Annotated in this window: 22 protein-coding genes; 3 read left to right on the forward strand and 19 right to left on the reverse strand. The window is 37.7% G+C overall.

What is annotated here, in order from left to right:
• Positions 1-41: 41 nt before the first annotated feature.
• From HQN83_RS23620 to HQN83_RS23685, 14 genes are all read right to left on the reverse strand, one after another.
• Entirely contained in the window at positions 42-860 is an 819-nt protein-coding gene (locus HQN83_RS23620) for a hypothetical protein (RefSeq protein WP_173093967.1), read from the reverse strand.
• On the reverse strand, positions 854-1735 hold the full coding sequence (locus tag HQN83_RS23625; RefSeq protein ID WP_173093969.1) for a helix-turn-helix transcriptional regulator: 882 nt from the start codon (positions 1733-1735) through the stop codon (positions 854-856). Before HQN83_RS23625 ends, HQN83_RS23620 begins: the two co-directional genes overlap by 7 nt.
• Positions 1722-1952: a hypothetical protein gene (locus tag HQN83_RS23630; protein WP_173093971.1), complete on the reverse strand. Its 231-nt coding sequence runs from the start codon at positions 1950-1952 to the stop codon at positions 1722-1724. The genes HQN83_RS23625 and HQN83_RS23630 overlap by 14 nt, the downstream gene beginning before the upstream one ends.
• 94 nt (positions 1953-2046) lie before the next feature.
• Positions 2047-2685, reverse strand: coding sequence for a response regulator (locus tag HQN83_RS23635; protein ID WP_173093973.1), 639 nt, complete (start codon positions 2683-2685; stop codon positions 2047-2049).
• Complete coding sequence (locus tag HQN83_RS23640) at positions 2682-4676, reverse strand: tetratricopeptide repeat-containing sensor histidine kinase (protein ID WP_173093975.1); 1995 nt, start codon at positions 4674-4676, stop codon at positions 2682-2684. The genes HQN83_RS23635 and HQN83_RS23640 overlap by 4 nt, the downstream gene beginning before the upstream one ends.
• Before the next feature lie 349 nt (positions 4677-5025).
• A complete protein-coding gene (locus HQN83_RS23645) occupies positions 5026-6093 on the reverse strand; it encodes a M20 family metallo-hydrolase (protein ID WP_173093977.1) in 1068 nt (355 codons plus the stop codon).
• Between the two features lie 6 nt (positions 6094-6099).
• On the reverse strand, positions 6100-6918 hold the full coding sequence (gene proC / locus HQN83_RS23650; RefSeq protein ID WP_173093979.1) for a pyrroline-5-carboxylate reductase: 819 nt from the start codon (positions 6916-6918) through the stop codon (positions 6100-6102).
• Positions 6919-6920: 2 nt separating this feature from the next.
• The gene (gene argB, locus HQN83_RS23655) at positions 6921-7709 is read right to left on the reverse strand and encodes an acetylglutamate kinase (protein ID WP_173093981.1); all 789 of its coding nucleotides are present in this window, start codon (positions 7707-7709) and stop codon (positions 6921-6923) included.
• 102 nt (positions 7710-7811) lie between these two features.
• A complete protein-coding gene (locus HQN83_RS23660; protein WP_173093983.1) occupies positions 7812-8777 on the reverse strand; it encodes a Rossmann-fold NAD(P)-binding domain-containing protein in 966 nt (321 codons plus the stop codon).
• Positions 8774-9907 carry an aspartate aminotransferase family protein gene (locus HQN83_RS23665; protein ID WP_173093985.1) on the reverse strand — a complete coding sequence of 378 codons (1134 nt, stop codon included), beginning with the start codon at positions 9905-9907 and terminating at the stop codon, positions 8774-8776. The genes HQN83_RS23660 and HQN83_RS23665 overlap by 4 nt, the downstream gene beginning before the upstream one ends.
• 122 nt (positions 9908-10029) lie before the next feature.
• Positions 10030-11001, reverse strand: coding sequence for an N-acetyl-gamma-glutamyl-phosphate reductase (argC, locus tag HQN83_RS23670; RefSeq protein ID WP_173093987.1), 972 nt, complete (start codon positions 10999-11001; stop codon positions 10030-10032).
• Complete coding sequence (gene argG, locus HQN83_RS23675) at positions 10991-12184, reverse strand: argininosuccinate synthase (protein WP_173093989.1); 1194 nt, start codon at positions 12182-12184, stop codon at positions 10991-10993. The genes argC and argG overlap by 11 nt, the downstream gene beginning before the upstream one ends.
• 11 nt (positions 12185-12195) lie before the next feature.
• Entirely contained in the window at positions 12196-12900 is a 705-nt protein-coding gene (locus HQN83_RS23680) for a GNAT family N-acetyltransferase (RefSeq protein WP_173093991.1), read from the reverse strand.
• A 347-nt stretch (positions 12901-13247) separates the two neighbouring features.
• Positions 13248-14450, reverse strand: coding sequence for an NAD(P)/FAD-dependent oxidoreductase (locus HQN83_RS23685; protein ID WP_173093992.1), 1203 nt, complete (start codon positions 14448-14450; stop codon positions 13248-13250).
• Between the two features lie 111 nt (positions 14451-14561).
• Here HQN83_RS23685 and HQN83_RS23690 point away from each other — a divergent pair, with 111 nt between their 5' ends.
• Together HQN83_RS23690 and HQN83_RS23695 are read left to right on the forward strand one after the other, a co-directional pair.
• Positions 14562-15710, forward strand: a complete 1149-nt coding sequence (locus HQN83_RS23690) for a M28 family metallopeptidase (protein WP_173093993.1) — start codon at positions 14562-14564, stop codon at positions 15708-15710.
• A 76-nt stretch (positions 15711-15786) separates the two neighbouring features.
• Positions 15787-16092, forward strand: a complete 306-nt coding sequence (locus tag HQN83_RS23695) for a YbaB/EbfC family nucleoid-associated protein (RefSeq protein WP_048908217.1) — start codon at positions 15787-15789, stop codon at positions 16090-16092.
• Positions 16093-16152: 60 nt separating this feature from the next.
• Here HQN83_RS23695 and polA read toward each other — a convergent pair whose 3' ends face one another.
• Entirely contained in the window at positions 16153-18966 is a 2814-nt protein-coding gene (gene polA, locus HQN83_RS23700; protein ID WP_173093994.1) for a DNA polymerase I, read from the reverse strand.
• 116 nt (positions 18967-19082) lie between these two features.
• On the opposite strand from polA, the gene HQN83_RS23705 reads away from it, so the two are divergent.
• Positions 19083-19778, forward strand: coding sequence for a hypothetical protein (locus HQN83_RS23705; RefSeq protein ID WP_173093995.1), 696 nt, complete (start codon positions 19083-19085; stop codon positions 19776-19778).
• Positions 19779-19785: 7 nt separating this feature from the next.
• On the opposite strand, the gene HQN83_RS23710 is transcribed toward HQN83_RS23705, so the two are convergent.
• The 4 genes from HQN83_RS23710 to trmB are packed head-to-tail and all read right to left on the reverse strand — an operon-like array spanning position 19786 to position 21746.
• Positions 19786-20346 carry a DNA-3-methyladenine glycosylase I gene (locus tag HQN83_RS23710; RefSeq protein WP_173093996.1) on the reverse strand — a complete coding sequence of 187 codons (561 nt, stop codon included), beginning with the start codon at positions 20344-20346 and terminating at the stop codon, positions 19786-19788.
• A gap of 3 nt (positions 20347-20349) precedes the next feature.
• On the reverse strand, positions 20350-20691 hold the full coding sequence (locus tag HQN83_RS23715; RefSeq protein ID WP_173093998.1) for a carboxymuconolactone decarboxylase family protein: 342 nt from the start codon (positions 20689-20691) through the stop codon (positions 20350-20352).
• A gap of 51 nt (positions 20692-20742) precedes the next feature.
• Positions 20743-21069: an MGMT family protein gene (locus HQN83_RS23720; protein WP_173094000.1), complete on the reverse strand. Its 327-nt coding sequence runs from the start codon at positions 21067-21069 to the stop codon at positions 20743-20745.
• A 26-nt stretch (positions 21070-21095) separates the two neighbouring features.
• On the reverse strand, positions 21096-21746 hold the full coding sequence (trmB, locus tag HQN83_RS23725; RefSeq protein WP_173094002.1) for a tRNA (guanosine(46)-N7)-methyltransferase TrmB: 651 nt from the start codon (positions 21744-21746) through the stop codon (positions 21096-21098).
• Positions 21747-22010 lie beyond the last annotated feature (264 nt).

Here is a 22010-nt window from a genome sequence, read left to right on the forward strand (position 1 = left end):
AATTGTTAATAATAGTTTATTAAAAAATGTTCTTAGCTCTTTCATTTACCTTTTGCATAAAACTCATCAAACCTTATTGTTTTAAACATATGCTCAACCACATAAATTAATCGCAAATGTTCATCTTCATGCCCGTGCTGAACTTCAATATTGACATACGGAATTCTGTTTACCTGAGCATACACAGACAAGGAGCCGTCCAATGCACTCACACTTTGCAAGACGGCATTGATATTCTGCTGTTTCAGATAATTGAAAAAGGCAGGTTCCGTAACAAAAATCAGATCATCGGTATCCATTTCAGGATTAACATAAATGCTGTCAGCTACTCCAAATAAATACCCGCCGGGCTGATAAGATTGGATACCAAAATTTTCGTCGGTATTATTATGAAGGGTTATTATATACCCTAAACTATCAGGCTTATATACATCAAACAAGGATAATGCAAGTCCACGAGCTCGCTTTACAGTTCCTTCAACAGTTTTACCAATGCTGTATTTCTTTAAGCTTTTCTCTAATCCCACGTTGTTAAAGATTTGATTTGGATCAAAAGCATACCTTGGTGGCTGTCCTCCAAAAGAGATATTTCTAACGTTTCCGTATTGGAGTTCAGTCAATGATCCACCATTACTTCTGCAGAAAGCTTTAGCCGCATTTAGACCCGTATTTTCATCATCATGCAATACCAAAAAACTTAAGTTCGGCTTTTCATATATAGACTTAAGAATGCCTATCCTTTTATCAGGCAAATCAAAATAGGCATATTCAGTGGCAATAACTGTCGAATCTGATTGCCCACTACATATGAAAGGACTAAAGCAGGCAAGCGCCAATAAAGCAAGTAATAACCTTAACATGGCTTGTCTATTGAGAATAAGCTCTTATACTTACGCGGAGTGATATTAAATGTGCTTTTAAACACACGGATAAAAGAGCTTACTGATTCAAATCCTACCATCATTGAAGTGTACGCAATCTGGTAATCTGCATGTTCTAAAAAGTACTTAGCCCTTTCTAGCCTAACTTGTGTCAGAAACTGATAAGGCGATACCCCATAAGCCTCCTTAAACGTCCTTAGCAAATGATTTACAGACAAACAAGAAAAGCGCGCAACATCGTTCAGGTTAAATTTTTTATTATAATTATTACTAATAAACTCCTTTGCCAATATCAATCGCTTAAATAGCTCTTGTCTCGTACTTGCCTTTAATGCCCCCAGCCTTTCCATTCGGCTATTAACCTCTCTGCCTCTTATTCTATAAAAGTTTAGCAGACAATGATGCAGATACTCATTGATCAGTAACTCATCCGCTTCTCCTTCAATTAACTGTTGATATAAATGCATTACAGTAAATCGCATATCACCACTAAAAGGATAAAATGACTCCAACATTTCCGGCATTTCATTGTTGGTCTCGGTAACGCCCGACAACAGACCTGTGCTGCTATAATAAGAGCTGTGAAAATCTGACAAGAAATTAGCACTCACCGAAACAGAAAGAATATCTACTGGGTCATAAGAATCAATAATACTTGTGTAATTGGTTCCTGGCGGCAGAAAAAGAAAGCTATCCGGAAAGATGCTAACCCTACGTTTTGCCATTAGGTAATCCTGTCGGCCCCTCAAAACAAACTTAAATGTGTAATGATTCTCCTGCGTCTGCGCAGTAGAATTCCGAACAGTATCGCAGGAAATCCTGTTTCGGTTGCTTAGCTCTCTAGCGTATCTCATCACAGAAAGCGTATGAAGATTGATAATTCCGTTCTTCAAGTATTGAACACTCGTTACCGAAAGCATCAATAAAATCTGCTGATAAACCACGAGGGGAATATGCCGGAGCTTTAATAAAGTTAATTCCCAACGATTTCATCTCACAGTATTTCTTAATACAGTCGGATGTTGGGATAGTAATTTTGGCAGTTATGCCAGGGATGTAAGTCTTTTCCATTGCCTTTAATTTTGTTTAGGTAAAATTAAAAGCGTGGGATACGCGCCACATCCGCAGCCTGCGGTAGTTTTATAAATACGTAATTTACTTAGTTTTAGATAAGACCTCTCTTATAAGCTTCTTTAACAAGGCTAACCATATTCTTAGCATTTAGCTTGTGGCTGATGTTTAAACGATGAGTTTGAACGGTTCTTAAACTAATAAAAAGACTTTCCGCAATCTCATGATTGGTAAATTCCTTTGCAATTAGTCCAAGTATTTCTAATTCTCTCTTTGTTAGCACGACCTGTTGTGCAGACCTTTTTTTCCCTAAAAGCATTTCATCCATCAGATTCTTTTGAATCTGTTTATCAAGATATTGATTACCCATCATAACCTCCTCAATTGCATTTATCATGGTAAGTTGATCCGTATTTTTAAGTAAATAGCCTGCTGCCCCATTTCGGATCATTTGTTTCACATAAAATGATTCATCCATATTCGTTAATGCCAATATTTTTACGGAGGGATAATCTTTTGCGATTTGCTGACACAGATCGATCCCACTCATATCGGGCATTTGGATATCTAATAAGAGTACATCCGGCAGTGCAATTTTTAAATTATTAAGTAAGGAATTCCCATTCTCTGCAGCGAACACAATACTCAAATGGTTCTTTTTGCTTAGCATTGCCTTTATGCCTTGAATGACCAGCAGATGATCATCGGCTATTCCAATAGTAATAGGTATCATAAACTTGTATTTTGTATAATCAATCCATTTTCTTGCTTAACATACTTCATAACGTCAAACTCGACAAAAACAGTTGTTCCATTTCCCGGTGATGAGTCAACTTCTATATAACCATTTACAGCATCAACCCTTGATTTTAAGTTACTAAAACCAAGGCCTTCACTTTCGCCCATTTTTACTCCTACTCCATTATCCTCAACTGTTATCGACAGTGCATTTTCATGGTAACTCATTTGCACCAATACATAATTTGAATGCGCATGTTTGATCACATTATTTATCAATTCCTGTATAACTCGGTAAACCAGTAACTCGAAATTGCTTTCTAATCTTGGTACTTCCCCTACTTTTAGGTAATTAATCTTAAACCCTGGTGACTGTAGCCTTGAAAAATAGGTGGCCAATGCTTTATTTAAACCAAACTTCACTAATAACTCAGGGGCAAGATTATGTGCAATCATCCTAATTTCCTGAGAGGCGCTATCCAGCATTGACACTGTATGATTAAAATGATTATGGATGTCTAGATAATTCTGATCGTTTTGCAAGATACTCAAGTGCATTTTTGTTGCAGATAATAATCCACCAACACCATCATGTAAGTCCTTAGCTAATCGTGATCGCTCAGTTTCTTCCCCGTCAATCATAGCCCGAAGTACCTGCATCTCTTTCTCCTTTTGAAGCAAAGCAAGGTTTTTGTTTGCAATTCTTTGCTTATTTCTATACCAAAAATAGATCAGGAGTGTAAATGCAACCAAAGTAATAATGACAAAGATTGAGACTACTATATAATTGTCTTTTTGAGATATTTTCAATTGATTTTTAGCATTAAGTAGCTTTTGTTGAGCAATCTCTCTTTCTTTCACCGAGTTTTGAAATTCGGCTTCCAATCGCTGCACACTCTGCTGAAGATCCAAGCCTAACAACCTAGCATTTAATTGTTCGTACTCCTTTCTATAGTGCAGAGCATCTCGTAATTGATTTTGTTTTTCTTTAAGCTCAGAACCTAACAACAAAAGCTCTCTAAGCATATTCTCTGACTCTGCCCTACGAGCATAATTTATTCCTTGAAGCAAATGGTATTCCGATTTTTGGTAATCGTTTAGCTCATAATAGACCCTAGCCAGCCCTCCATTTGTATAGATTAAACAGTCTGAAATTTTTAGTTGGACTGCTAGTTTATAAGCTATCTGATAAAGATCTAATGCCTTTTTATATTTGCGCTCCTGAACAGCTAGTTCAGCCATATATACATAGGTATAGGTTAGTGTCCCTATATCCTCAGTTTTTTTGACCATGGGCAGTAACTTATCAAAAAGCGAACTGGACACTTCAAATTGGTTATTCAGCGCTCTTGCCCTAGCCAATTGCATTAGGGTCATTATATCAGCAGAAACATTCTTATTCCTTCTTCCCAAACTTTCTGCCTTTAGCGCATACTCCAATGATTTCTTTTTATCCTTAAGCTCAGTAAAAACAATTGATAAAGTATTGAATGATTTCTGTATCTCTAACTTGCTTCCAATCCTTTCCAAAATTATTGCTGCGTCGAGCAAATTATTAGCAGCCATTTGAAAATGCCCTAAAAAAATACCCGCCAATCCTCTTCGTGAATATGATTGAGCCAAATGTGCATCACTTTTAATTTTTTTACTTAAAGCAACCGACTTAGATGCCACATCAAGTGCATCACGATATTTTCCTTTAATAAGAAGTACTATTACATACATATTATCTGCAGCAATAACTCCTTTTAAATTCCCTGTATTATTGGCAATCTCTAATGCTTTTTTGCAATAATTTTCAGCTTTATCAGGCTGGGTATCTACAATTTTAAATCCCGAATCTAATAAGTGTTTAATTCGTAAGCTATCGGCCTTGTATTTATCACTTTCATACCCGGATTTTATTTGCCCCTTTAATCCACCCACTGTTAGGCATAAGAAAACCACAAGCTTTAACCGAAAAGAATATGATGAGAGATTTGACATTAACGTAAATGTAAATATTTTTATGGTTTTGGTTAACAAGAACAATCAAAAATAAAAACAGAATCTACTGACAAACAAACAGATGACTTCCGAACAGATAGAATGAGATGACCATTTCCATGAGTAATCTTTGTTTCATAGTTTAGTTTTTTTGAATGAATAATAAAGTCATTAGCCCCTTAAAGACTACAAGGCGCAAATTAAGATAAACACCAAACTAAAAATATCCGAGAAACACTAATTTAAATAGAACCAAAGCAACCCAACCTTTAGAGAAGGTGAAGGTGAATTAAGGAATGTTTATTATAAAAGGCCTGCCTCAGAATGAAGACAGGCCGCAAGAAGTATTTTATTTGCCGTTTATGACCGGCTTAAGCATTTTAATATAAAGCTCAATGCCTTCGGCAACCTCATTAACAAAAACGTATTCATCAGCCATATGAGAGCGTGCCGAATCGCCAGGGCCAACCTTTACCGAAGGAATGCTCAACAAAGCTTGATCAGAAGTTGTTGGAGAACCATAAGTAGTTCTTCCAAGTGCTATCCCCGATTGAACAAGTGGATGCTCTTTATCAATTGAAGATGGTTTTAATCTAATAGATCTTGGTGTCACCTCGCAATCAACATTAGTACGAATAATCTTTAGCACCTCTTCATTGGTATATGCATCAGTTACCCGCACATCCACTGTAAAAGTACATGTAGCAGGAACCACATTATGCTGAGAGCCTGCATTGATGATCGTAACCGACATTTTTAATGACCCAAATACCTCTGAAACTTTAGAGAAACGATAATTCCTAAACCATTCAATATCTTTAAGTGCTTTATAAATTGCATTATCCCCCTCTTCACGTGCAGCATGACCTGCTTTCCCTGTCGAAGTACAATCTAAAACCAACAATCCACGTTCTGCAATTGCAAGATTCATTTGAGTAGGTTCTCCTACGATTGCAAATTCAAGTTCCCCTAAATCAGGAAGTACACATTCAAGACCATCGTTACCCGAGATCTCTTCTTCAGCCGTTGTAGCCAAACAAATGTTGTAGCTCAATTCTTCCTGTTCATAGTAGTATAGAAAAGTGGCTATAAGCGATACCAGACATCCTCCTGCATCATTACTGCCTAGTCCGTATAATTTGCCATCTTCTACTTCTGCATCGTAAGGATTGCGCGTATAGCCCGAATTTGGCTTTACAGTATCGTGATGAGAATTTAAAAGCAATGTAGGCTTGTTTGCATCAAAGTGCTTATTGTAAGCCCAGATATTATTGAGCTTACGATATGTTTTTATATTGCGTTGCTGCAAAAACTGTTCTATCGCATCAGCCGTCTTATCTTCCTCTTTACTAAAAGACTGAATGCCTATTAGTTTTTTCAACAATTCTAAACTATCTTTTTGCAGTTGTTCTATCATAAGTAATTATTCTTTAGTGTATAGAGCTCCAGCCTTAATTGCCGATAACTTAATACCCTTAATTAAAGATGAGCTGAAGCCATTATGCTCCATCTCGTTTAATCCAGCTATTGTACATCCCTTAGGCGAAGTAACTTTATCAATCTCCTGTTCCGGGTGTGATTGCATTTGTAATAGCAAATCTGCTGCACCTTTTGCTGTTTGTACAGCCATTTTTAATGCTTCATCTGCATGGAAGCCAATTTCAACACCACCTTGCGATGCGGCTCTTATCGCACGTAAGAAAAATGCAATTCCACAAGCACATAATGCAGTTGCAGAAGTCATTAGATCCTCGTTAATTTTAACAACTGACCCAACAGTTTCAAACATCCTGATCACCTCGTCTACATTTTCTTTTGAAGCATTGTCAGTGGCTACGCAAGTCATAGATTGACCTATAGCTATTGCCGTATTAGGCATCGCTCTTACAACTTGTACTCCCTCCCCCAGTTTATTTCTGATATCAATACAACTTACACCAGATGCAACAGAGATGAAAACTTGTTTCTTCGGATCAACTGCAGGACGTATTTGTTCCAGTAACTGATTAAGTTGTTGTGGCAAAACAGCCAAAACCACAATATCAGCAGCCGCAACAACAGCAGCATTTTCGCCGCTTACCATAAATCCCTGATCAGAAAATGCAGTTAAATTAGAAACATTACGCCTTGTAAGCGTAATCTGACCGGGTTGTGCATAATTAGCCTTAACTAGCCCTTTGGCTAATGAGACACCAATATTTCCGCTTCCTAAAATGGCAATACTGCCTTTAAACTGGTTCATAATTATCTGATTAATCGGGTTCCGAAATTCTGTTGATCTATTTGTGGCAATTCATCTGCCTTGCCAATATATACTGCATTAACTCCACTTTTTATAGCCTCAAATGCATTGTGCAATTTAGGGATCATTCCTCCTGAAACTACACCTTCATTTTTCAATGTTTCAAACTCTCCCATTCTAATCACAGGCACCAATGATTGATCATCATCAATATCCCTCATAACACCACGCTTTTCGAAACAATAAATTAAAGAGGTATCATAAAGAGAAGACATGGCGACAGCAACAGCAGATGCAATTGTATCTGCATTGGTATTTAGTAATTGCGATTCTCCATCGTGGGTTATAGCACACAATACGGGAACAAGACCTGCTTTTAGCAAGCTATCTAAAGTATCTGAAGATACCGAAGACTCATCAAGATCACCCACAAAGCCGTAGTCAATATCCTTTACAGGTCTTTTAACTGCCTTGATTATATTCCCATCTGCTCCTGTTAAGCCAATAGCATTACTGCCTTTAGCCTGTAACTGAGCAACCATGTTCTTGTTAATCAATCCGGCATAAACCATGGTAACTATCCGCAGCGTTTCTATATCAGTGATACGTCTTCCTTCTACCATTTTGGCTTCTACACCTAATGACACTCCCAGTTCGGTTGCAATTTTACCACCACCGTGAATTAAAATCTTATCTCCGGGAAGAGCTGTAAAATCAAGTAAAAACTGATTTAGTTTCTCTGAGTTATCTATTACATTCCCGCCAATCTTAATGATACTTAATGTTTTCATTTATTATTCTCCACGTCATGCTGAATTTATTTCAGCATCCCAGCCATGCTAATCTACCTTTCTCTTTCGGGATCCTGAAATAAATTCAGGATGACGATTGCTTTAAATCAACTCTTCCAACATTTGTTTTAGCACTGCCTGCGCTGCCCATAAGCGGTTTCCAGCTTCATGGATTACTAATGAATTAGGCCCATCCAATATTTCAGAGGAAAGCTCAAGGTCACGGCGAACAGGTAAGCAATGCATAACTTTTGCATCGTTTGTTCCTACTAATTTTTCATTATTCAGCATCCATCCTTCAGGATAGGTAAGTACTTTTCCATACTCTTTAAAGCTAGACCAGTTTTTAACATAAACATAATCTGCTCCTTTTAATGCCTCATCTAAGTTATGCGTAATGGTTGCGCCAGGAGTAAAATCCTCACTTAACTCATATCCCTTTGGCTGAGCGATCGTAAAATCAAGCATTCCATCCGCTTGGGCCTTACACATCCATTCTGCAAATGAATTAGGAACAGCCTGAGGCAATGCCTTAATGTGAGGTGCCCATGCCAATACCACTTTTGGTTTGGCTGCTCCACTCCAGGTTTCTTTAATGGTAACAAGATCCGCCAAACTTTGTAGAGGATGACGAGTAGCACTTTCTAAACTTACTACAGGAACTTTACAATATTTAATAAACTTATTGAAAAAGTCTTCGTTATAATCCTCATCTCTGTTTATCAGCTTAGGAAAAGAACGCAAGCCTAAAATATCGCAATACTGACCCATTACGGCAGCTGCTTCACGAATATGCTCTACAGTAGTTCCGTTCATTACCACACCATCTTGTGTTTCTAATGCCCAGCCTTCTTTGTCCATATTCATTACCATCACATTCATACCTAAGTTTAATGCTGCTTTTTGAGTACTTAAGCGCGTGCGTAAACTTGGGTTTAGAAAAACAAGACCAAGAGTCTTGTTTTTTCCTAAATGCTGATGTGAATAAGGGCTTTCCTTTAGTGCCAATGCGTCTTTAACCAATTGGCCGATGTCTTGTACATCATTTACTGAGGTGAATTGGTTCATCCTTTTAAAGCAATTTTAAATTCTTTCAAAAATTGATCTGCCTGATCCTTAGTTAAATTTAATGCAGGTAAAAGTCTAATTACATTTGGCTTAGCTTCACCTGTAAATATTTTATGTTTAAATAAAAGGTCTTTTTTAACGTTAGAAAGACTTTCAGGAAGGTCAATACCTATCATTAAGCCACGTCCACGCACTTCTTTTACCTCTTCAATTTTCTTTAATTCTTCTATCAGGTAGCTACCTACTGTTTCGGCATTTTTCAATAAATCATCTTGTTCAATAACCTCAAGAACAGCCAAAGCTGCTGCACAAGCAAGATGATTACCACCAAAAGTAGTACCTAACATACCATGCCAAGGCTTAAACTTCGGCGCAATAGAAATTCCGGCAACCGGAAAACCGTTACCCATTCCTTTAGCCATAGTGTAAACGTCAGCGTTAACACCAGCATAATCATGAGAATAGAACATTCCAGTTCTACCGTATCCACACTGAACACTATCTGCTATGTAAACTGCATTGTATTGGTCACAAAGGGAACGGATCTTTTGTAAAAAGCTTACTGAAGCTTCTTTTATACCTCCAACACCCTGAATTCCTTCAATAATTACTGCTGCCACATCATTTCCATACTCAGCAAATGCCTGCTCTAAAGCAGCTTCATCATTATGAGGTAGAAAAACGATGTTATCAGTTTCATTTACAGGAGCAATAATTTTAGGGTTATCAGTAGCAGAAACGGCTAAAGATGTTCTGCCATGAAAAGCGCCCTTAAATGCAATAACTTTCTTTCTGCCATTGTAAAAAGAGGCCAGTTTTAAAGCATTCTCATTAGCCTCAGCACCAGAGTTACACAAGAAAAGCTGATAGTCTGCCTTTCCAGAAACCTGACCTAACTTCTCTGCTAGCTGTACTTGCAAAGGAATTTTAACTGAATTAGAGTAAAAACCAACCTTATTAAGCTGGTCAGTTAGGCGTTGTACATAGTGAGGGTGAGTGTGCCCGATTGAAATAACAGCATGACCTCCGTAAAGGTCCAGGTATTCTTGTCCTTCAGCGTCCCAAACGGCACTGCCTGATGCTTTAACTATTTCTATATTATTTAATGGATATACGTCGAATAAATTCATTTTTTATTTTTTTTTGCTTTACGTCATCCTGAATTTAGTTCAGAATCTCGCGATAGCATGGGTTAAATAGGTTAAATACTAATTCGAGATCCTGAAATAAATTCAGGATCTCGAACAACAAATTAAAATCCAGCTGCTTTAAGCCGGAGTCCCGTACCCTCTTCTAACCCAAATATCAAATTCATATTTTGTACTGCCTGCCCACTTGCTCCTTTTAGCAAATTATCGATTATGCTTACAATAAAAAGTTTACTGCCATGCTTCTCTACATGTACTAAACCCTTGTTGGTATTTACTACCTGCTTTAAATCGATGTTTCTTTTGCTTACGTGAGTAAAAGGATGCGTCGCATAAAAATCCTCATATATGCGCTGCGCCTCTTCAGCGGTCAAATCACTCTCAAGATACATTGCTGCTAAAATACCTCTAGTAAAATCCCCACGCTGAGGAATAAAGTTTAACACCTGGTTAAAGCCAGGCTCAAGCTGTTTTAAACTCTCACCTATCTCATTAAGATGCTGATGTTCAAAAGCTTTATACACCGACAGGTTGTTGTTACGCCAGCTAAAATGAGAGGTTGAAGCCAGACTTTGTCCAGCTCCGGTTGATCCGGTTGTTGCATTGATATGCACTTCACGACTCAACAAACCTTTCGATGCCAAAGGCAATAATCCCAATTGAATACAGGTAGCAAAACAACCTGGATTAGCAATATAACTTGCCTTTTGTATTGCTTCACGGTTTAATTCCGGCAAGCCATACACCCATTTGCTTCCTGCATTAACTTTCAATCTGAAATCCTGACTCAAGTCAATTATTTTAATGCGACTATCAATAGTATTCGCATCTAAAAACTTCTTGGCATCACCATGACCTACACAAAGAAACAAGATATCAATTTCTGAGGATAATTCACCTGTAAAACGCAAGTCGGTATCACCAAACAAATCTGTATGTACATCAGAAATAAGGTTTCCCGCATTACTGTTACTATGTACAAATACAATATCAACAGTTGGGTGGTTCACAAGAATACGAAGCATTTCGCCTCCGGTGTATCCTGCACCCCCAACTATACCTGCTTTAATCTTCATGATTGTTTACTTTATGCCAGATCATTACCTGGTTACCAAAAATCTTTGAAAAACCTTTAACATCTTCGCCGCTCCATGCGTTATTCATTTCACCGTAGCTACCGAATTTATTGCTCATTAAGTCATGCTCCGATTCAATACCAATAATATTGAAACGATAAGGCAACAATTCAACAAATACATCTCCACTTACCGTTTTCTGAGTATCTGCTAAAAACGCCTCTATGTTACGCATAATAGGATCATGGAATTGACCTTCGTGTAACCAGTTACCATAGAAAGAAGACAATTGCTCTTTCCAAGAAAGTTGCCATTTTGTTAAAGTATGTTTTTCAAGAGTGTGATGAGCTTTAATAATCACCATTGGAGCCGCAGCTTCAAAACCCACACGTCCTTTAATTCCTATAATGGTATCGCCAACATGGATATCTCTACCAATACCATAAGGCTGTGCAATCGCCTGTAATTTTTGAATTGCTCTAACAGACTCAAAAGTTTCACCGTCAATACCTACCAATTCACCTTTTGCAAAAGTTAAGGTAAGCTTGCGTGGCTCAGTTACAGAAACCTGAGTTGGCCATGCTTCTTCCGGTAATGTCTCATTAGAAGTTAAAGTTTCTTTTCCTCCTACAGATGTTCCCCATAAACCTTTATTGATAGAATATCTTGCTTTTTCTGCGCTGTAATGAACACCATGATTGCTCAAATATTCTATTTCCGCTTCGCGGGATAATTTCAAATCTCTAATAGGAGTGATGATCTCTACATTCGGGATGATGATATTAAAAATCATATCAAAACGAACCTGATCGTTACCTGCTCCTGTACTTCCGTGAGCAACATAGTCAGCACCTATTTTCTTAACGTAGTTTGCAATTGCAGTTGCCTGACTTACACGCTCAGCACTTACCGATAACGGATAAGTTGCATTTTTCAATACATTTCCGAAAACCAAATATTTAATACAGCTGTCATAATAGTTTGTGGTTTCATCAACCACAGCATGAGAAACAACACCTAAAGCATAAGCACGTTTTTCTATTTCCTCTAATTCTTCATCAGAAAAACCACCAGTATTTACAATAACAGAATGCACTTCTAATCCACGATCCTGTGCTAAATAAATACAGCAAAATGAGGTATCCAAACCTCCGCTAAATGCTAAAACAACTTTCTTCTTCATCTTTATAACAGCTATTTAAATAAAACGGTAAACATTAAAAACAGAGATTTCAAACCTCCTTTATCATCAGGTTTTGAGCTAAGCACCAAACGTTGCTTAATACGCATAAAACGTTCGTAAAGTTTAGGTTTTTTGTGTAATTCTTCTGCAAATTTCTTAGCAACATCATGTTTTTGTTCCACTGGATCATATAACATTGCGGTACACATACAATTCTTACGTTCCTTCATCTTTAAAATTTCGAAGTTCACGCAGCTTTGACAACCTTTCCAAAATTCTTCATCCTGGGTAAGCTCTGAATAAGTTACAGGCTCATACCCTAAGTCCGAATTGATTTTCATTACAGCTAGTCCTGTAGTTAAACCAAATATCTTTGCTTTAGGATATTTTTGTCTTGAGAGATCAAAAATCTTTTCTTTAATAGCATGAGCAAGTCCTGCTTTTCTGTATTTGGGACTAACTATTAAACCTGAATTGGCTACAAATTGTCCATGTGTCCAGGTTTCTATATAGCAAAATCCTGCCCACGAGCCATCCTTATGAAAAGCTATAACAGCCTTTCCATCTGACATTTTATTTGCTACATACTCCGGAGAGCGTTTAGCGATACCTGTACCTCGGGCTTTTGCCGATTCTGCCATTTCTTCGCAAATTTCTTCTGCAAAGGCACGATGTTCAGGAAGTGCAACTTGCACTATAAAATCGTTGATATTCATTAATATGTTAACGAAAAAAAATAAATGTTCTGATTAATTGTTTTTTGAGAGGCAATCCTCTGTGGAAATGCGTAGAGACTTTACGCAGAGATTTACTCAAATCCTCGGCGTATAATTTTGCCGATTAGTGGTTACAAAAAAAACGGGTCGCAAACGCTCAATAAACAAACTTCTAGAGGCAATATTTTTTGCTTCTACAATAGAAAGTTTATGGGTCGCGTGCTTAATCATTTTCTGTGTATAATAATTCTTTAAATGAGTTGAGGCGCAAAGGTTTAAATAAATATCGAGTTGTGCAATACGTTTTTAATTTTTTTACATTTTTATAATGATTTTCTGCACTTAATTTAACGTCCAAATCTGAAGAAATGCGACAGAATATTTGGACGCCCATCCATCATCTCAATAATCATATCCATACCTATTACAGAAAAAGTAATCCCATTGCCCCCAAAACCAAGCAAAAAGTGGCTTTTTGGGTATTTAGGATGCGTTCCTATATAGGGCAAACCATCCTTAGTTTCACCAAAAGTACCTGCCCAGCAAAAATCTTCAATGAATGAGCTATCAGGAAAATATTTTTTTAATGTTTTTTCTAATTTCTCCTTTTTTCTGTTCAAAAGCAGATCTCTTCGCAAAGCATTCTTAAAATTTTCATCTTCTCCACCCACAAGAAGTCTTCCATCTACCGTTGTCCTCATATATAAATATGGGGAATCCGTATTCCAAAATAAAGTTTCCGCACATCCTTCAGAATGTAGATCCCCCTTTTCGCTAACCATTGCATAAGTACTTTTTAATTGCACAATCTTCTCGGGTATCATATTTTGAGTTTCATATCCCGTGCAATAGATAATATGTCTAGCAGTAATTTCAGCCTCTGTGTTTAACCTGATCTTTACAAAGTCTTTGTCATAGCTTACTTTTTTAAGTTCAGTTTTATCAAATACGCTCAATCCTCTTTTAGAATTATAGTGCAGCAAATCATGGGTTAAACAAAACGCATCTACACTTGCCCCATCTGCAGATAGAATTGCCCCTTCAGCATCAACGCCATAAATAGTCCTTATTTCCTTTTTATCTAGCCATTTCACCTCAATACCTGCCGATTTACGTTCTTCATATTCCCGCTTTAACCATTTAACATCTTTACTCTTCCCAGCAAAATAAAGAGATTCCTTTTTTTTAAATCCACATAGCGATTCAATCTCTTTCACAAGGCTTTCCAACTTATAAATAGAATCTCTGCATGCAAGATAACTTGCTATTGCTCCCTGCTCTCCTATCAATTCCTTCAATTTATATAACGGAATATCAATTTCATACTGAAGCATAGATGTGGTAGCAGAAGTACTCCCGTTAGCAATTTCTCTCTTATCAATTAATATAGTTTCATACCCGTTATTTACACAAGCATGTGCCATCAAGGCGCCCGTAATCCCTCCACCAACAACCAACACATCGCAACTCGAATCTGTCCTTAAGGACGGATAGGAATGTATTATCCCATTTTTTACTAGCCAAAATGGCTCATTTGACCGAACATCCATAAGTTTTAATTAATCAAACTATAACAATCTTGTTTGATATGTGTTTTAAACCCACAAAATTTAAACTTTACGTAAGTTTAGCCCTATATTGAAATTTCCTTTGCGGATATTATGAAAAAGTATTTACTAATATTATTTCTTTTTGTTGCTGGCCCTGTTCTTTCGCAGGACATCCACAATGCTCGTAAAATGGTAAAGGAGCTTACCTCAAAAACCATGTGGGGAAGGGGTTACACCAATAATGGGATGGGCAAAGCCGCAAATTTTATTTCTTCTGCTTTTAAGTCCTACGGACTCAGCCCAATGAGTGGCACTGATTTTAAACAGCCATTCTCTTATCCCGTTAACACCTTTCCGGGTAAGATGCGAGTTACCATTAATGATAAAAAACTTAGCCCCGGTAAAGATTTTATTGTAATGCCCCAAAGCATCGGAAAAATCGCCAAGGGGAAATTTGAACAAAAAGACAGCATTACTTTTGCCGACACTAGCCAGCGCGTAGTTGCTGTACTTAAGGATAAACTTACCTGGTCTCCAGCCATTCTCCAAGATGATTTCACTGGCATACAAATAAATAAAAAAGCGATAAAAGGCTACCCTATTAACTTTGAAATCAACATTGAAAATTCATTTATTCCTGAATTTAATGCTGCTAATATTTGTGGAATAGTAAAGGGCACCGAAACCCCAGACTCTGTATTAGTTATTACAGCACATTACGACCATTTAGGCGGAATGGGTAGCAAAACATATTTCCCAGGAGCCAATGACAATGCAAGCGGAATTTCCCTTCTATTGTCACTTGCAAAGTATTACGCCGCTAATCCCCAGCCCTACACAATGGCATTTATTTGCTTTGCTGGCGAAGAGGCAGGATTGCTTGGCTCTAAATATTTCACAGAACATCCATTGCTGTCCCTGGAAAAAATTAGATTTTTAATCAATGTAGACATGGTGGGCACTGGTCAAACAGGCATTACCGTCGTAAATGCTACCATCCATACTAAAGAGTTTTCAATACTAAATCAGCTTAACGACAAAAACAAATACCTCATAAAAATCAATTCAAGAGGCAAGGCAGCTAACAGCGACCACTACTTTTTCACAGAAAAGAATGTTCCTGCATTTTTTATTTATACTACCGGAGGAATCGATGCATACCACGACATTTATGACCGGGCTAAAACCCTTCCTTTAACAGAATACCAGGATCTCTTCAAGCTCTTTGTTGATTTCAATGCGGCATTAATGAATAAATAACCCCTATTTTTCATTTTATTGGCTTTACTTTAAACCAAATTCGCTTAATTTCGTTTTATAATAAAAACAACAACTTATGTTCGATAAATTAATGGCAGCCCAGCAGAAGGCTGATGAAATAAAAAAAAGATTAGATACAATTTCTGTTTTTGGAGAAGTTGAAGGTGGAGCAATACGTGTTACTGCAACTGCAAACAAAGCAATCACGGCAGTAGAAATCAGTGAAGAATTCCACAAACAAGCAGACAGAGAAGAACTTGAAGAATTGCTATTAACAGCTATCAATAAGGCATTAACACAAGCAGATCAGGTTAGCGCTACTGAAATGCAGGCAGCAACCAAAGATATGTTTGGTGGATTGGGCGGAATGTTTGGTCAGTAAAATACAAAGCCCCGTTAATATGAAAAATCATGTTAACGGGGCCTTTTATAAGTTAAGAGATTAATGCGCAGCTAACCAGTTATCTCCCTCACCAATCTCTACTTCAATTGGAACAGTCGTTTTAATAGCTGTCTTCATCCTATGAGAAATAATCTTTTTCATCGCTTCAACTTCAGTCCTTAACACATCAAAAACCAACTCATCATGCACTTGCATCGTCATTTTTGATTGAAGTTTCTGATCCTGAATGTCCTTATGAATGTTAATCATTGCTACTTTAATCATATCTGCGGCAGAGCCCTGTATAGGCGCATTGATCGCATTTCGCTCAGCAAAACCACGTACAGTTTGATTAGCCGAATTAATGTCTCTTAAATACCTTCTTCTGCCTAGAATAGTTTCTACAAATCCATTCTCACGCGCAAAATTCATCGTATCAGACATATACTTTTTAATGCCCGGATATTGCTCAAAATACTGATCAATAATCGCAGCAGCTTCTTTACGTGGAATACCCAAATTTTGTGATAAGCCAAAAGCCGATTGACCATAGATAATCCCAAAGTTTACTGCCTTTGCATTTCTACGCTGTGTAGCATCAACTTCTTCAATTGAAATACCATATACTTTTGCCGCTGTAGCAGTGTGAATATCAATACCTTTATTAAAAGCATCCAGCATGTTTTCTTCTTTACTGATCTCAGCGATGATACGAAGCTCGATCTGAGAATAATCCGCAGATAGCAGAATATGGTCGGCATCTCTTGCAATAAATGCTTTGCGCACTTCCCTACCCCTTTCTGTACGGATAGGAATATTCTGTAAATTCGGATTATTTGAACTTAACCTTCCTGTTGCGGCAACAGCCTGATTGTATGAAGTATGAACACGCCCGGTTTTAGGATTAACAAGCAACGGCAAGGCATCAACATATGTAGACTTCAATTTTTGTAACTGTCTAAAGTCTAAAATATCCTGAACGATATCGCTTTTATGAGCAAGCGCTAATAACACATCCTCACCGGTTTGATATTGGCCAGTCTTTGTTTTTTTTGCTTTAGGATCTAACTGCAATTTATCAAAAAGAACCTCTCCAAGTTGCTTTGGTGATGCCAGATTGAACTTAATACCGCATTTGTCATAAACGTTTTGTTCAAACTTTCTGATATCAAGTTCAAGCTCCTTGGAATAGTTGATCAAGGTCTCCATATCTATCCTAACCCCTTCCTTTTCAATATCTGCAAGCACATAAATCAAAGGATTTTCAACTTCTGTAGCAAGTTTCTCCGCGTTGAGCTGTTGCAGCAATGGTTTAAACACATTAGCAAGCTGTAAGGTTATGTCGGCATCTTCTGCCGCATAATCTACCACCTGCTCAACAGGAACATCGCGCATATTTCCTTGCGACTTCCCTTTAGCACCAATAAGCTTAGTTATTGAAATGGGCGAATAACTCAAATAATTTTCAGCCAGCACATCCATATTATGACGTGTATCAGGATCAATCAAATAATGCGCAAGCATGGTATCAAATAGTTTCCCTTTTACAGATACATCATACCATTTTAATACAAGCATATCGTATTTAATGTTCTGACCTATTTTGGCAATATTTTCGTTTTCAAAAACAGGCCTAAATACTTCAACAATAGCCTGAGCTTCTGCTCTTTCGGCAGGTACCGGAATATAATATCCCTCACCTGGTTTTATGCTAAATGACATTCCTACAAGGTCTGCAAGATTCGCATCAGTACCTGTTGTTTCAGTATCGAATGAAATACTTTCCTGCTTTAAAAGTAGTGCTACAAGCTCCTTATAAAGCTCCGGAGTATTTACTAATTTATAATCGTGTTCAGTATTTTCAATGGTTTTGGATGCCACAACTTGCTCAAACACTTCCGAAACCGCAACTGTTGGCTTCGATTTGCTTTCAGGTTGATCTACCGCGTTACCAAAAAGATCAATTTGTTGTGATCCTCCGCCTTTACCTTCGTTTACACTAAATCCATCACCAAAAACACGTTTACCGATTGTCCTGAACTCTAGTTCTGCAAACAAAGGCTCCAGTAATTCTCTGCTAGGTTCTTCAAGTTCCAAAGCCTTTTCATCAAAAGGAACAGGAACATCAAGTATAATGGTTGCCAACTTTTTAGAGATCATTCCCTGCTCAGCATAGGTCTCCACATTCTCACGCTGCTTTCCTTTAAGCTCATGCGAATTTGCGATAATATTCTCTACAGAGCCGTATTGCTTGATTAACGACTTAGCCGTTTTTTCTCCAATCCCAGGAATTCCAGGAATATTATCAACTGCATCACCCCACAAACCAAGGATATCAATTACCTGCTTAACGTTCTCAATCTCCCATTTAGCCAACACTTCTTTTACACCTAAAATCTCCATATCATTACCCATTCTGGCGGGTTTATAAATGAAGATATTTTCAGACACTAACTGTGCAAAATCCTTATCAGGAGTCATACAATACACCTGAAAACCGGCTTTCTCAGCTTCTTTAGCTAAAGTTCCAATGATATCATCAGCCTCATATCCATCTTTTGTAATTACCGGAATATTAAACCCTTCTATCAGTTTAAAAATATAAGGAAGTGCTGCAGAAAGATCCTCTGGCATCGATTCTCTATGAGCCTTATATGCTTCAAACTCTATATGTCTTTCAGTAGGTGCTTCTGTATCAAAAACAACCGCTATATGCGTTGGCTTTTCCTTTTTAAGTACTTCCAGTAAAGTATTTGTAAAGCCCATAACTGCCGAGGTATTCACTCCTGTAGAGGTAAACCTTGGGTTTTTACTTAGTGCAAAGTGAGCCCGGTAAATGAGCGCCATGCCATCAAGAAGGAAAAGTTTTTTCATTGGTATCTGATTCATTTAATGATTGTGAAAGTTACTACTTTCAACATATCTCAAAGTTAATAATAGAGATCGGATTAGATAACAAACACAAAAGAAATTCCGTTATTTGAGTAATTATGAACAGAGCACTTAAAACCTTCGCTTTATTGACAATGCTTTTAGTAGCTGCATTGCACTCATCTGCACAGGATGCAGTAGTTATTGCTTCAGGAAATTTTGTTAGAGGAACAATACAGGGGACTGATTTTTCGACAGTTATTCTTAAGAATGATGACGAAACCATCTCTCAGTATAAAGCTAGCGACATTAAAGAGTTTTTATGGAATGGTGAAACTTATGTTAGCAAGCCCATTGTAATTAAAAAGAAAATGGAACATCGCTTCTTTAAAATCATAGAACAAGGTGCTGTAAATTTATACGCAATTGGGGGTACTACCAGTATTGAACAACCACAGCCAAAACGAGCACGCATTAGGCCATCTGTTGGCATTGGAACAGGAACCGGTGGCTTTGGCGGAGTAGGCGGCGGTGTTGGCATCTCCTTTGGAGGAGGCAGAAGAAATGATTCTGAGCCAACCAATCGCAACCTCCCAACTGCCTATTTTATTGAAAAATTTGGAACAGGTCCGATGCAGGAAATCCCTGCGGATGGTGGTAATTCAGCTGGAAAAACACAGCTCATAAAAAGCATTTTACTTCAAAAGCTTACCAACGACGAAGATCTTGCGGAGCGCATTAAAGCAACAGAAGCTTTTGATGCTAAATTAATTAAAGCTTTTGTTGCGGCATACAATGATATGCAGAAAAAATAACCCTAAACTACCTGCTTATACAACCCTCCACATGATCGTTTACCATGCCTGTAGCTTGCATGTGGGCATAACAGATTGTTGTTCCAAAGAATTTAAAGCCTCTCTTCTTCATATCTTTGCTAATCAAATCTGAGATTTCAGTTCTTGGAGGCACATCACCCAAAGATTTAACAGGATTAAGAATAGGTTTTTTATCTGGCAAAAAGCCCCACATATAGTCGGAAAATGAACCAAATTCATTTTGTATCCCTATAAAAAGTTTTGCGTTGTTTATCGCGGCATTAACTTTCAGTCTATTTCTAATGATACCGGCATCATTCATCAACCGTTCCACATCAGCTTCAGTAAATGCTGCAACCTTTTCTACATCAAAGTTGGCAAATGCTTGTCTGTACCCCTCTCTTCTTTTTAAAATAGTGATCCAGCTTAAGCCAGCCTGAGCACCTTCAAGAATTAAAAATTCGAATAAAGTTTTATCATCATAAACCGGCTTACCCCATTCTTCATCATGATATTTAACGTACAAAGGATCGGTTCCGCACCAACCACATCTAACTATTTCTGACATTGTTTATAAACTAAGTTCGTCCCAATATTCAACTGCCCTCCTGTAGTGAGGAATTACGATAGAGCCCCCGACCAAATTGGCGATCATAAATACTTCATTAAGCTCTTCGTTGGTTACCCCTTCGTCGTAACATTTTTCAAGATGGTATTTAATACAATCATCACAACGTAAAACCATCGATGCCACAAGACCAAGCATCTCTTTGGTTTTCACATTTAATGCGCCATCAGCGTAGGTGGTGGTATCTAAAGCAAAAAACCGCTTTATATTTGTATTGGCGGTTTCCATTATCCTGTCGTTCATCTTAGAACGATAGTCGTTAAACTCTTCTACTAATTGTCCCATTTTGTTAAAGTTAATTCTGAGTACCTGTTTGCAAAAAATCGAGTTTCAATCTTATAATTCAACCAGAGGATCCCAGAAATGCTGTTTAAAATTCTGGATTTTATCGTTTTTAACTACCACGCCTTCTTTCTCCAGCATTTCCTGCATCAAGTTAGGCTCCGGGAAGTGAAATTTACCGGTCAGCAAACCACTACTATTAACCACTCTGTGGGCTGGTATTGCCGGATGGGCCAGATGAGCATTACTCATTGCATAACCCACCATTCGGGCTGAGCCTCCGGCTCCAAGGCTTTTAGCAATTGCTCCGTATGAAGTCACCTTCCCTTTCGGGATTAACCTCACTAGCTCAAAAACCTGGTCATAAAATGATTGCTCCATCTAATCAATTCATATTCAGCTCTACATTAATCAAAAGAGAACTGGATGTAATTTATGTTCTTGTCGTGTTTCAGATAAATCCTTTCATAATGCGTTTTGATTGCTAAAACAGCATCTGCGAATTCCGATTTATATAACTGATCTGTACTTTTATGACAAATCAATCCCAGTTCTTTAACCGTCTCCACAGTATAAAGATACAAACCATCATTATCAGTTTTCAAGTTTATTTTGCCCCCTGGTTTTAGAAAAGTTTTGTATCTATCTAAAAATCCCGGGAAGGTTAAGCGCTTTTTCTCACGGCTATCCTGTGGTTGAGGATCAGGGAAGGTTATCCATATTTCGTCTACTTCATGCTCACCAAAGAAATCCACGATATCTTCAATCTGAATCCTTAAAAAAGCAAGATTTGCGATCCCCTCATCAACTCCAGTACGCGCACCACGCCAAATCCTATTTCCTTTAAGGTCAACGCCTATAAAGTTTTTCTCAGGAAACATCTTTGCCAATCCAACAGAATATTCGCCCTTGCCGCAAGCAAGTTCTAAAACAACCGGATTGTTATTTTTAAAATGCTGAGACGCCCACTTACCCTTCAATTCCTTACCCGCATCAAGCTGATAAACATTAGGAAAGGTGTCTATTTCTGCAAATTTTCTTAACTTATCTTTACCCACTACTAAAATTATTTTTATGCAAACTTAGGCAAATTGTTATTCCATACATATTGTCCTTCTGAATTTATTTCTGAACCTCCCATTAGCACCGCTTTCTTTCCCTTAAGGGGCCCTAAGCTAACCTACCAATGACAAAGAGCATCCGTCATGCTGAGAGCCTAGCATTAGAAAAAATGCAAAAAAGTGATAATGACAATTTTCATTATCACTTTTTTAATACCCTAAAGAAGCTACTTGAATTCCATATTAAGTTCTAAGGCAAGT

The sequence above is a fragment of the Pedobacter foliorum genome (genome assembly GCF_013266735.1).
GTDB lineage: Bacteria > Bacteroidota > Bacteroidia > Sphingobacteriales > Sphingobacteriaceae > Pedobacter > Pedobacter foliorum.

Bases quoted from the DNA above. Each gene is read 5' to 3' on its own strand.
- HQN83_RS23620 (WP_173093967.1), bottom strand. From the start codon at position 860: ATGTTAAGGTTATTACTTGCTTTATTGGCGCTTGCCTGCTTTAGTCCT.
- HQN83_RS23625 (WP_173093969.1), bottom strand. From the start codon at position 1,735: ATGAGATACGCTAGAGAGCTAAGCAACCGAAACAGGATTTCCTGCGAT.
- HQN83_RS23630 (WP_173093971.1), bottom strand. From the start codon at position 1,952: ATGGAAAAGACTTACATCCCTGGCATAACTGCCAAAATTACTATCCCA.
- HQN83_RS23635 (WP_173093973.1), bottom strand. From the start codon at position 2,685: ATGATACCTATTACTATTGGAATAGCCGATGATCATCTGCTGGTCATT.
- HQN83_RS23640 (WP_173093975.1), bottom strand. From the start codon at position 4,676: ATGTCAAATCTCTCATCATATTCTTTTCGGTTAAAGCTTGTGGTTTTC.
- HQN83_RS23645 (WP_173093977.1), bottom strand. From the start codon at position 6,093: ATGATAGAACAACTGCAAAAAGATAGTTTAGAATTGTTGAAAAAACTA.
- proC (WP_173093979.1), bottom strand. From the start codon at position 6,918: ATGAACCAGTTTAAAGGCAGTATTGCCATTTTAGGAAGCGGAAATATT.
- argB (WP_173093981.1), bottom strand. From the start codon at position 7,709: ATGAAAACATTAAGTATCATTAAGATTGGCGGGAATGTAATAGATAAC.
- HQN83_RS23660 (WP_173093983.1), bottom strand. From the start codon at position 8,777: ATGAACCAATTCACCTCAGTAAATGATGTACAAGACATCGGCCAATTG.
- HQN83_RS23665 (WP_173093985.1), bottom strand. From the start codon at position 9,907: ATGAATTTATTCGACGTATATCCATTAAATAATATAGAAATAGTTAAA.
- argC (WP_173093987.1), bottom strand. From the start codon at position 11,001: ATGAAGATTAAAGCAGGTATAGTTGGGGGTGCAGGATACACCGGAGGC.
- argG (WP_173093989.1), bottom strand. From the start codon at position 12,184: ATGAAGAAGAAAGTTGTTTTAGCATTTAGCGGAGGTTTGGATACCTCA.
- HQN83_RS23680 (WP_173093991.1), bottom strand. From the start codon at position 12,900: ATGAATATCAACGATTTTATAGTGCAAGTTGCACTTCCTGAACATCGT.
- HQN83_RS23685 (WP_173093992.1), bottom strand. From the start codon at position 14,450: ATGGATGTTCGGTCAAATGAGCCATTTTGGCTAGTAAAAAATGGGATA.
- HQN83_RS23690 (WP_173093993.1), top strand. From the start codon at position 14,562: ATGAAAAAGTATTTACTAATATTATTTCTTTTTGTTGCTGGCCCTGTT.
- HQN83_RS23695 (WP_048908217.1), top strand. From the start codon at position 15,787: ATGTTCGATAAATTAATGGCAGCCCAGCAGAAGGCTGATGAAATAAAA.
- polA (WP_173093994.1), bottom strand. From the start codon at position 18,966: ATGAAAAAACTTTTCCTTCTTGATGGCATGGCGCTCATTTACCGGGCT.
- HQN83_RS23705 (WP_173093995.1), top strand. From the start codon at position 19,083: ATGAACAGAGCACTTAAAACCTTCGCTTTATTGACAATGCTTTTAGTA.
- HQN83_RS23710 (WP_173093996.1), bottom strand. From the start codon at position 20,346: ATGTCAGAAATAGTTAGATGTGGTTGGTGCGGAACCGATCCTTTGTAC.
- HQN83_RS23715 (WP_173093998.1), bottom strand. From the start codon at position 20,691: ATGGGACAATTAGTAGAAGAGTTTAACGACTATCGTTCTAAGATGAAC.
- HQN83_RS23720 (WP_173094000.1), bottom strand. From the start codon at position 21,069: ATGGAGCAATCATTTTATGACCAGGTTTTTGAGCTAGTGAGGTTAATC.